This window comes from Oligoflexus sp. (genome assembly GCF_035638955.1).
Taxonomy (GTDB): domain Bacteria; phylum Bdellovibrionota_B; class Oligoflexia; order Oligoflexales; family Oligoflexaceae; genus Oligoflexus.
On sequence record NZ_DASQYZ010000192.1, the window covers coordinates 1 to 4589 of the forward strand.

Consider the following 4589-nt stretch of genomic DNA (forward strand, 5'->3'; position numbering starts at 1 on the left):
CGGCGTTTCACAGCAGCTTCGCTCACTTTGGGCGCAAGCTTTGCTGCTCAAAAAAATTGAAAATGAGCGGATTAGCATCCAAAGGATTCGCCCCAAAGGAACCAGGACAGATCGGATTCCCTGGCCAGCAATGCCCACCCAAATCCGATACGCAGAGCTGCGTATCCGCCTGGCAGTCAACTCCACGATAGCAAGTCGCATCCGAGAACGACCTTTGAGCGACGACCGACCGGCAGGAGTTCGCCTGAGCCCAGAAATCGACAGTCTTGGATACGCTGTTGAAAACTCCACCGCCGTAGAAGACGATAGGATCGAGCTTGCCATGGATCATCAGAACAGGAAGATCCCTTTGCGGATGACAGGCGGCCGGCTGCAGTCCCAGAACAGACGCAACCGGTGCAATAGCCGCGAAAAGATCCGCCGCTTCGCAGCCCAGACGATGGGTCAGGAATCCACCGTTCGACATGCCCGTGGCATAGATTCTCTTGGAGTTCACGGGATATTTTTTTTGGACGTCCTCAAGAATGTCACGAATGTACTGCACGTCATCGGACTGCCTCAAGGCGGCTTCGCCGCAACATAAACCGCCGTTCCACGACGCAAAGCGGGCCTGCGGATAGACGATGATGAAGCCCCGCCGTTCCGCTTCTGCGTTCATGGAGGCGAATATTTCCTGGATAGGTGCGCTCGACAGATAGGCATGCAGGTTGACGATCAGGGGATAGCGGCCTGTCTTGGGTGCTTGAGATGGAACAAAAAGACTATAACGAAGGTCCCGTTCAAAGAGTGACGTCGACGACAGCTCGCTATCCTGAGGCGAAATCGTCGCATGGTCGGGGCGCGATGCATACGCGTCTTGTATCGCTGATCCATCGACGGAAAGTTCTGCGGCTGCTAGCAACGAGGAAAAAAACAATAAAGGAGCCAATAGGAAATTCTTCACGATCACCCTCACGTGATGATGAGCCATTGTTGGTATAGGAGGAACCAAAAGCTGCGAACGGCGCCATTCGCAAGACCTGCAGCGCAGAATCCAGGCTTTTGTTGCCTTTTTGAAGGAATAAGTTCCGATGATTCTGCCTACCAAAATGGAGCTCGGGGATCGTCTTGTCTATAAATCTTTTTGAAAAAGTACTCGATTGCGATGGGATTCCGCGCGCTGCCCTCAAGTTTTTAGAGGGCTAGGCGCCGCTTGCGAAAAATCCGAACCGCATGCTCAGATTTTGACAGTCGTACCGCTTTTGTGGCAGTTGACACAACTGCACCTTCGCTATAAGCCATAGAGATCCTTTCTACAGCAGCTTACGGGTTGTCTCAATCAAATTGGGGGCACTATAGGATCAGCATTTCATTTCAACTGATGAGTTGTAGCCAACAGACTTGTATGGAGTGCCCTTCAATTTTTGCCGCGATTCCTCTGACATAGTAGTCCCCTTCCCTTATTCAGGGTCATGAGAATGACCCACTCACAGAACAGAGATTATGCTGTCTTGACTTTCATCTACCCCTCAGAGGCTTTTCGGGTTACCACTACCTGACATGATTAAGGAGAGCCCATGAAATTTTTTTATCCGATGGCGTTTCTGGCAGCGACCAGTTTTCTGATCCAAAGCACCGTCTGCCAGGCCGGCCTACCGCCCATCACCTCCGCCACGAGCTTCGGATCCGGATGCCGGTCTTTTAAGGCAGTCAATCTCGGCGGTGATTCGATCATGTTATCGTTCACGGATGGAGATTTGACCGCTGATTTCGGACCGGGAATCCCGATGTCCGCTTCTCGAAGCTCTTGTGTGGTGGAATTACGTTTCGGTCAGAGCCAGGCGTTCAACCTCACGCCTCTGTCGACGTACTTGATAGGAACCGTCGATATCTATGGAGACCCGACCCTCGAACTGAAGATACGGGATCTCGCATTCAAGGGCGGGCGTGTATCTGCGAGCGGTGCACATGGCTGGAATTCGGATTCGAATCTCTCGGTCGGACCTTGGCGAAGTGCTGCGCAGATACCCTTGGTCGGCAAGATCAGCAGCGGCTGTGCGACCAGCGCCGAGTTAAAGGCCAACCTTCAATTGAGCATGATTGCCGAAGCCCCTGAATCTAACGGCGGGTCAGCGCACGTCGAGCATGTGATCATGTATTTTAAAAACGAGCCCTGCAGTCTCTAATCACAATCTGGCCTCAGGAGGTCGAAGAGCCGGTGCCCTGGGTCAACACTGTTGACTATGCTGTGAGGCCGTTCGCGCTTGGAAGGAAGGCGTGGCTATTTTCTGATACTGTGAAGGGAGCTCATGCAAGCGCGGCCCCTCTAGGGTTTTGTAATCGCAGCTCGCGCTAACAACGTCGAACCGTATGATTATCTCACGCACGTCTTTGCCGAGATTCCCAAAGCAGTGTTGGGCGCAGACATCGAACATTCGCTTCCCTGGAACTTCAAATCTCATTGGCCAGAGTCGGATCGGCTGGACTCTGGGGCTCTGACTGGGGATGGCCAGTCGCTTACGATGGGCCTCCTCACGAATGATTGGCTTTCCGGCAGCAGCGACTCCAAAGCCCTGGCGGTTGACGGCAAAACCCTTAAGGCGTCCAGGGATAGAAATGGGAGGCAGATTCATGTACGTTCCGCCATCACACACGGCGATGCTCAGCCGCTGGGTGATAGGCAGGTTGATCATAAGGCCAGCGAGATTGATGAAATAAGACCCCTCCTCGATTCGATTGATATTCGCGGCAAAATAGTGACCGTGGATGCTCTTCACAGCACAAAGGATTTCGGGCTGTGTTGCGTTTGCAGAAGCTGAGCGAGGGGAAGCAAGGATTGGCGAACGATCATGCAGCGACGGAATAGAAGATCTCTGCAGAGGTCTTGCTCTCTGCTCTGACCTGCCGTTTTCGAATTATTCTCATCGACTCAAAGCCACCAATTGTAATCCGAACCAGGGAATTCAAAATGGCTCCGGATGGGTGATCGATACCTTTTTTCACAGCTACTCAACCGAAAAACACTTCATCTCTCAGAGAAGGATTCGAAAGTGAAATTGACCTGCGATCTTATCAAATACGTGCGAACTTCTGAAGATAAGATTATGCGAGTCGATGCTCTGATCCTCCGACTATCAGACCTCGACAAGGTGTTTAATAGAGGATCGATCTTTCTAATAACAGAGAATCATTATATTCCCGTCGAGCAGCGTTTCGCTGATGAGCACTATATGCTTACAACCAGCCTGGGTACCAATCAATTCACATGGATGTCTCTTTCAGGTTACCACTCTGGAGATAGAACATTGCTTTCTTTTGAACCTGATATCGGCACAGCTGGAATCAGTAGCATTCGTCTGCTAAAAGGGATCGAGGAATTTTATGGCTCTTTGCATGAGGAGCGCGGATTCGATCGGGATTCGGTGTACTATGTGGATGGAATACTGGAAATTACGCGTTCATGATCTGCATGGTGAAGCCGCATTTGCTTTGGTCTGAAGTTCGAGCTGATGAGAAGGTCGATGCTAGAACTGAACATCGATGTTTTATAGTTGGTAAAATTATCAAGAAAAGCAGCGGAGCTAAAACAAGATGAGTCTGAAAAAAAGGGATGACCACTACATACCCCAGTGTCTTTTGAGGATGCGGGGATTAGTAAATAGCAAGGTTTGTTATACAAAATGGTTCGATACTGATCTTGAACTTGAATGCCACTCTGTGGAAGAAAAAATCCACGCATTCTATAGAGCCAGTCATGATACCTTTTTCAATGCCGAAACAATGAAAATCGATGACCTTAATAAATACCGTTCAAAGTTCGAAAATAGAATTAAGAAGGATGTGTGTCATGTCTTGAAAGTCGGGACTGATCATCGTCTTCGACTTGAAAAAGACCACGAATATGCCAGTCGATTCTTCTCGGCTAGTCAAAAGCTGAAATGGATCAAATTCTATTACTTGTCCATATTGATGACACCCCTCCTTCAAATACATTTTGAAAGATGGTACCGAATTTTGTATAGCCAAGTGCATGGCGAACATAGTTTATCTGAGCTGCTGAGACAAGCCTCGGGCCTTCGCATAAGCCCATCCACTATGGTTTCTGAAAAATTTAATAATTGGGTTCTGGATCAATACAATGAAATTTTTATTTCCTTTATGATTCCAAATAATGAGGAAGAATATTTCCTAGCCTCAGATTGTTATATCCCCCGCCAGTATCTTGAAGGTTTAATGGAAGGGATACGTCTACCATGGATCCCATTACATCCAAAGCTTCTCCTTCGAGTGTTCTTTCAACGAGTACAAAGTCAGCAGAAAGAACAGCTCCAACTTAGGTATTTTTATGAGCCTGCATCGATCATGAATGTCGAAGCTTTGAAACATGGTAGCGAAATATTAGGTGCCGAGAGTCACAAGTCCCTCATCGCCGAAAATTTATATCTGATCAAAGAAAATAAGTATGCGATCTAGGAGGCTGGGACACATTCACAGTGGTTACGTCCCCAAGCTTTTGATAGTTTGATGGCCTCAAGGAGGCCATCGTGTTTAAGCCAGACCGCTCAAAAGACCGTCAGCTCTTCGCCTTCTCCCTTGCCGATCTCATACCG

At 48.9% G+C, this 4589-nt stretch carries 5 protein-coding genes; 4 read left to right on the plus strand and 1 reads right to left on the minus strand.

Translation table 11 applies throughout. The annotated features are described in order from the left end of the window. Positions 1-22: 22 nt before the first annotated feature. Positions 23-943: an alpha/beta hydrolase family esterase gene (locus VE954_RS17930; RefSeq protein WP_324955227.1), complete on the minus strand. Its 921-nt coding sequence runs from the start codon at positions 941-943 to the stop codon at positions 23-25. Positions 944-1556: 613 nt separating this feature from the next. Between VE954_RS17930 and VE954_RS17935 the strand changes: the two genes are divergently transcribed. From VE954_RS17935 to VE954_RS17950, 4 genes are all read left to right on the plus strand, one after another. Then, positions 1557-2165, plus strand: a complete 609-nt coding sequence (locus VE954_RS17935; protein WP_324955228.1) for a DUF4360 domain-containing protein — start codon at positions 1557-1559, stop codon at positions 2163-2165. A 153-nt stretch (positions 2166-2318) separates the two neighbouring features. After that, positions 2319-2798, plus strand: coding sequence for a transposase domain-containing protein (locus VE954_RS44300; protein ID WP_414699014.1), 480 nt, complete (start codon positions 2319-2321; stop codon positions 2796-2798). Between the two features lie 231 nt (positions 2799-3029). Further along, complete coding sequence (locus tag VE954_RS17945; protein WP_324955233.1) at positions 3030-3443, plus strand: hypothetical protein; 414 nt, start codon at positions 3030-3032, stop codon at positions 3441-3443. A gap of 127 nt (positions 3444-3570) precedes the next feature. Next, positions 3571-4452, plus strand: a complete 882-nt coding sequence (locus VE954_RS17950) for a hypothetical protein (RefSeq protein WP_324955235.1) — start codon at positions 3571-3573, stop codon at positions 4450-4452. Positions 4453-4589: the final 137 nt, after the last annotated feature.

What these genes read in the sequence shown, in the direction of transcription:
- VE954_RS17935 (WP_324955228.1), top strand. Translation starts at nt 1,557, where the DNA reads ATGAAATTTTTTTATCCGATGGCGTTTCTGGCAGCGACCAGTTTTCTG.
- VE954_RS17950 (WP_324955235.1), top strand. Translation starts at nt 3,571, where the DNA reads ATGAGTCTGAAAAAAAGGGATGACCACTACATACCCCAGTGTCTTTTG.